This window comes from Escherichia sp. TW14182, from assembly GCF_000208525.1.
Taxonomy (GTDB): Bacteria; Pseudomonadota; Gammaproteobacteria; order Enterobacterales; family Enterobacteriaceae; genus Escherichia; species Escherichia ruysiae.
Genome location: NZ_AEJZ01000048.1, coordinates 21656 through 27655, shown reverse-complemented (window position 1 = coordinate 27655; position 6000 = coordinate 21656). Strand labels below are relative to the sequence as shown.

Here is a 6000-nt window from a genome sequence, read left to right as displayed (position 1 = left end):
CAACTGAAAGGCTTCTATGACGCGATTCAGGCGCTGGTTGCACAGCGTAAGCTGCTGGCGTATCACGACCGCTCTGATGGCGGCCTGCTGGTAACGCTGGCGGAAATGTCCTTTGCTGGTCATTGTGGCATTGACGCGGATATCGCCACTCTGGGTGACGATCGCCTGGCGGCGTTGTTTAACGAAGAACTGGGTGCGGTGATTCAGGTTCGTGCCGCTGACCGTGAAGCGGTCGAGTCCGTACTGGCACAGCATGGGCTTGCTGATTGCGTCCATTATGTTGGGCAGGCGGTTTCCGGTGACCGTTTTGTGATTACCGCCAACGGGCAGACTGTATTCAGCGAAAGCCGCACTACGTTGCGTGTCTGGTGGGCAGAAACTACCTGGCAGATGCAGCGCCTGCGTGACAACCCGGAGTGTGCCGATCAGGAGCATCAGGCGAAATCTAACGACGCCGATCCGGGCCTGAATGTAAAACTGTCGTTCGATATCAACGAAGATGTGGCAGCACCGTATATTGCCACTGGCGCACGTCCGAAAGTTGCCGTACTGCGTGAGCAGGGCGTGAACTCGCATGTTGAAATGGCGGCAGCTTTCCACCGTGCGGGCTTTGATGCTATCGACGTGCATATGAGCGACCTGCTGACTGGACGCACGGGACTGGAGGATTTCCACGCCCTGGTCGCGTGCGGTGGTTTCTCCTACGGTGATGTGCTGGGTGCCGGTGAAGGTTGGGCGAAGTCTATCCTGTTCAATGACCGTGTACGCGATGAGTTTGCAACCTTCTTCCACCGTCCGCAAACGCTGGCGCTGGGGGTATGTAACGGTTGCCAGATGATGTCTAATCTGCGTGAACTGATCCCAGGTAGTGAGTTGTGGCCACGTTTTGTGCGCAATACCTCCGATCGCTTTGAAGCGCGTTTCAGCCTGGTTGAAGTGACCCAAAGCCCGTCGCTGCTGTTGCAGGGGATGGTGGGCTCGCAAATGCCGATTGCTGTCTCTCATGGTGAAGGGCGCGTGGAAGTGCGTGATGCGGCGCATCTGGCGGCACTGGAAAGCAAAGGGCTGGTGGCACTGCGCTATGTCGATAACTTCGGCAAAGTCACTGAAACCTACCCGGCTAACCCGAACGGTTCTCCGAACGGTATTACGGCGGTCACGACTGAAAGCGGTCGAGTCACCATTATGATGCCGCACCCGGAACGTGTTTTCCGTACTGTCAGCAACTCCTGGCATCCGGAAAACTGGGGCGAGGATGGCCCATGGATGCGCATTTTCCGCAATGCACGTAAGCAGTTGGGTTAAGGTATCGGGCAATATGCGCATCGCCTGATGCGCTATGCTTACCTGGTTGGCTCGGTTAGTTTTGCAATATATTGAATTCGCAAGATTTTGTAGGCCGGATAAAGCGTTTACGCCGCATCCGGCATTACACAACCACTTAGCTAACAGTTATAAGCTCCCAGCTCCGGGAGCTTTTTTGTGTCTGTAAATCACGACAATGTGTGAGTTATCGTGTCGCTTATAGGTGACACTTAACTTATTGATTTAATTTAAAACGAATAATTTTAGCTTCAGATGTCTCTTTTAAGCGACACAGTGGCTGATTTATAGCCAAACAGTGGGGCAGCCATTAATCCATCAAACTCACGCTTTATCAGTACGTTATCAAACCATTTTATTTATTGGCACAGTTACTGCATAATAATAACCAGTGGCTCATTCATCCGCTTATGTCAGCCCCTTCGGGACGTGCTACATAAAATTAGAATGACGCACAACAAGGTGCCTGCCGTCCAACTTCTGATATCAGCTTAGCTATATCAACCATCGGGCGAAACGTCGAGTTAGGCACCGCCTTATTCCACAACAAAGCCGGGTAATTCCCGGCTTTGTTGTATCTGAACGTCCCCTCGGTTAGCATCACTCTATTCGCGTCTGACGAGAGTAACACCTTGAAACGCTGGCCCGTTTTTCCCCGCTCATTACGACAACTGGTAATGCTGGCATTCTTGCTCATTTTGCTCCCTCTGTTGGTACTGGCATGGCAAGCCTGGCAAAGCCTGAATGCGCTTAGCGATCAGGCGGCGCTGGTTAACCGCACTACGCTTATCGATGCCCGGCGCAGTGAAGCGATGACCAACGCGGCGCTGGAGATGGAGCGTAGCTACCGTCAGTATTGCGTGCTGGACGACCCTACGCTTGCGAAGGTTTATCAAAGCCAGCGCAAGCGTTACAGCGAAATGCTCGATGCCCACGCAGGTGTGCTGCCGGACGATAAACTTTACCAGGCATTGCGTCAGGATTTGAATAATCTGGCTCAACTTCAGTGTAACAACAGCGGTCCTGATGCTGCCGCCGCCGCGCGTCTGGAAGCCTTCGCCAATGCCAATACCGAAATGGTACAAGCCACTCGCACTGTGGTGTTCTCTCGCGGGCAGCAGTTACAACGCGAAATCGCCGAACGTGGGCAATATTTTGGTTGGCAGTCGCTGGTGCTATTTCTGGTGAGTCTGGTGATGGTGTTGCTTTTCACGCGGATGATTATCGGCCCGGTGAAAAATATTGAACGGATGATCAACCGTCTGGGGGAGGGGCGCTCACTGGGCAATAGCGTTTCGTTCAGTGGACCGAGTGAATTACGCTCGGTTGGGCAACGTATTCTTTGGTTAAGCGAGCGCCTGTCATGGCTGGAATCCCAGCGGCACCAGTTCTTACGTCATTTATCTCATGAATTAAAAACGCCGCTGGCGAGTATGCGCGAGGGCACGGAATTACTGGCTGACCAGGTTGTCGGGCCGCTTACGCCAGAGCAAAAAGAGGTGGTGAGCATTCTTGATAGCAGTAGCCGCAATTTGCAAAAACTGATCGAACAACTGCTTGATTACAACCGTAAACAGGCGGACGGCGCGGTGGAGCTGGAGAACGTAGAGCTGGCACCGCTGGTAGAGATGGTGGTTTCCGCTCACAGCTTGCCAGCACGGGCTAAAATGATGCATACCGACGTCGATCTCAAAGCAACAACTTGCCTGGCGGCGCCAATGTTGCTGATGAGCGTACTGGATAATCTTTACTCCAATGCGGTGCACTACGGGGCTGAATCCGGTAACATTTGCCTTCGCAGTAGTTTACATGGTGCGCGGGTTTATATTGATGTCATCAATACAGGCACGCCCATTCCGCAAGAGGAGCGCGCCATGATCTTCGAACCCTTTTTTCAGGGAAGCCACCAGCGAAAAGGGGCGGTGAAGGGCAGCGGTCTGGGATTAAGCATTGCCAGGGATTGTATTCGCCGTATGCAGGGGGAACTGTATCTGGTCGACGAGAGCGGGCAAGATGTTTGTTTCCGCATTGAATTACCGTCGTCGAAAAACACGAAATAATGTTAAGAGCCTATCCCATCAGGCTATTTTATTTGCCAGTTTGGCTCCGGGCGGTGCTCGAAATCCTCACGTACTACGTGTACGCTCCGGTTTCTCCGCGCTGTCCGTGTCCAAACTGCCTGCAACGATTACGCCTACTGGGAAAGGCTCTAAGTCTGGTGAATATGCGACACATTTTTCAACGATTATTGCCCCGACGGCTGTGGCTGGCGGGGTTGCCTTGTCTGGCGTTGCTGGGTTGTGTGCAGAGTCACGATAAGCCAGCCATAGATACGTCAGCACAAGAAAAAATTCCGGTTTATCAACTGGCTGATTATCTTTCTACCGAATGTAGCGACATCTGGGCGCTGCAAGGTAAATCAACCGAAACTAATCCTCTTTACTGGCTACGGGCGATGGATTGCGCCAACCGTTTAATGCCAGCGCAGTCGCGCCAGCAAGCCCGTAAGTATGGCGATGGCAGCTGGCAAAATACCTTTAAACAGGGGATTTTGCTCGCCGACGCTAAAATTACGCCGTATGAGCGTCGCCAGATGGTCGCGCGCATAGACGCGTTAAGTACTGAGATCCCGGCGCAGGTTCGCCCGCTGTATCAACTCTGGCGCGACGATCAGGCGTTACAATTGCAACTGGCACAAGAGCGTCAACGCTACAGTAAACTCCAGCAGTCCAGCGACAGCGAACTGGATACCTTGCGCCAGCAGCATCACTTTCTACAGCAACAACTGGAACTCACCACTCGCAAGCTGGAAAACCTGACCGATATTGAACGTCAGCTCTCGACCCGCAAACCGGCCGGAAATTTCGCGCCGGACACACCGCACGAGAGCGAAACGCCCGCACCATCTACCAGTGAGGTCACCCCTGATGAGCCATAAACCTGCGCATTTATTATTGGTCGATGACGATCCGGGATTGCTGAAACTGCTTGGCCTGCGCTTGACCAGCGAAGGCTACAGCGTGGTCACGGCGGAAAGTGGCGCTGAAGGATTACGGGTACTGAATCGCGAAAAAGTAGATTTAGTCATCAGCGACCTGCGGATGGATGAAATGGACGGTATGCAACTGTTTGCTGAAATCCAGAAAGTGCAGCCGGGAATGCCAGTAATTATTCTTACCGCGCATGGTTCCATTCCCGATGCCGTTGCCGCGACACAGCAGGGCGTGTTCAGTTTCCTCACCAAACCTGTTGATAAAGACGCGTTGTATCAGGCAATTGACGATGCACTGGAACAATCCGCGCCAGCCACAGACGAACGCTGGAGTGAGGCGATTGTTACCCGCAGTCCACTGATGTTGCGTTTGCTGGAACAGGCGCGGCTGGTGGCGCAATCAGATGTTAGCGTTTTGATTAACGGTCAGAGCGGCACCGGGAAAGAGATTTTCGCCCAGGCTATCCACAACGCCAGCCCGCGCAACAGCAAACCATTTATTGCTATTAACTGTGGCGCATTGCCCGAGCAGTTGCTGGAGTCGGAGCTGTTTGGTCATGCACGCGGCGCGTTTACCGGCGCTGTCAGCAATCGCGAGGGCTTATTCCAGGCGGCGGAAGGCGGTACGTTATTTCTCGATGAGATTGGCGATATGCCCGCGCCTTTGCAGGTCAAACTGCTGCGCGTGTTGCAGGAGCGCAAAGTACGCCCGCTGGGCAGCAACCGCGATATTGATATTGACGTGCGGATTATTTCCGCCACTCACCGCGACCTGCCAAAAGCGATGGCGCGCGGGGAGTTCCGCGAAGATCTCTATTACCGCCTCAACGTTGTCAGCCTGAAAATTCCGGCACTGGCGGAGCGCACGGAAGATATTCCGCTACTGGCAAATCACTTGTTGCGCCAGGCGGCAGAGCGACATAAACCGTTTGTCCGCGCGTTCTCCACTGATGCAATGAAACGCCTGATGACCGCGAGCTGGCCAGGCAATGTGCGTCAGTTGGTCAACGTGATTGAACAGTGCGTGGCGCTGACCTCATCCCCGGTAATTAGTGATGCGCTGGTGGAACAGGCGCTGGAGGGCGAAAACACGGCGCTGCCCACCTTTGTTGAGGCGCGTAATCAGTTTGAACTCAACTATTTGCGCAAGCTGCTGCAAATCACTAAAGGCAACGTCACCCACGCGGCGAGAATGGCGGGGCGCAACCGGACAGAATTTTATAAACTGCTTTCCCGACACGAGCTGGATGCAAACGATTTCAAGGAATGAATCGGCGTAATGTGTTACGTTTAGCAGATCAGAAGACAGGCGACCTTTTCAAGGAATAGCATGAAAAAGATTGATGCGATTATTAAACCCTTCAAGCTGGACGATGTCCGCGAGGCACTGGCTGAAGTCGGCATTACCGGCATGACGGTCACCGAGGTGAAAGGTTTTGGCCGCCAGAAAGGCCATACCGAGCTGTATCGCGGCGCGGAATATATGGTGGATTTTCTGCCGAAGGTGAAAATTGAGATTGTCGTACCAGACGACATTGTCGATACCTGTGTAGATACCATTATTCGCACTGCGCAAACCGGCAAAATCGGTGACGGTAAAATTTTCGTCTTTGACGTGGCACGGGTTATTCGTATCCGTACCGGTGAAGAGGACGACGCGGCGATTTAAACCGCGTCAGGGTTGC

The 6000-nt window shown here is 53.4% G+C and carries 5 protein-coding genes; all 5 read left to right on the top strand.

Annotation, left to right across the window (positions count from 1 at the left end; translation table 11 throughout):
- Positions 1–1305, top strand: a 1305-nt coding sequence (locus tag EQY_RS0104795) for a phosphoribosylformylglycinamidine synthase subunit PurQ (RefSeq protein WP_000302553.1), incomplete at its 5' end; no start/stop codon positions are given.
- A gap of 650 nt (positions 1306–1955) precedes the next feature.
- The gene (gene qseE, locus EQY_RS0104790; protein ID WP_024212405.1) at positions 1956–3383 is read left to right on the top strand and encodes a two component system sensor histidine kinase QseE/GlrK; all 1428 of its coding nucleotides are present in this window, start codon (positions 1956–1958) and stop codon (positions 3381–3383) included.
- Between the two features lie 164 nt (positions 3384–3547).
- Entirely contained in the window at positions 3548–4261 is a 714-nt protein-coding gene (gene qseG / locus EQY_RS0104785; protein WP_024212404.1) for a two-component system QseEF-associated lipoprotein QseG, read from the top strand.
- Positions 4251–5585 carry a two-component system response regulator GlrR gene (gene glrR / locus EQY_RS0104780; RefSeq protein ID WP_000018522.1) on the top strand — a complete coding sequence of 445 codons (1335 nt, stop codon included), beginning with the start codon at positions 4251–4253 and terminating at the stop codon, positions 5583–5585. Before qseG ends, glrR begins: the two co-directional genes overlap by 11 nt.
- Positions 5586–5645: 60 nt before the next feature.
- Positions 5646–5984, top strand: a complete 339-nt coding sequence (gene glnB, locus EQY_RS0104775; RefSeq protein ID WP_000717694.1) for a nitrogen regulatory protein P-II — start codon at positions 5646–5648, stop codon at positions 5982–5984.
- The last annotated feature ends 16 nt before the right edge of the window (positions 5985–6000 follow it).

What these genes read in the sequence shown, in the direction of transcription:
- glnB (WP_000717694.1), top strand. Translation starts at nt 5,646, where the DNA reads ATGAAAAAGATTGATGCGATTATTAAACCCTTCAAGCTGGACGATGTC.
- glrR (WP_000018522.1), top strand. Translation starts at nt 4,251, where the DNA reads ATGAGCCATAAACCTGCGCATTTATTATTGGTCGATGACGATCCGGGA.
- qseG (WP_024212404.1), top strand. Translation starts at nt 3,548, where the DNA reads ATGCGACACATTTTTCAACGATTATTGCCCCGACGGCTGTGGCTGGCG.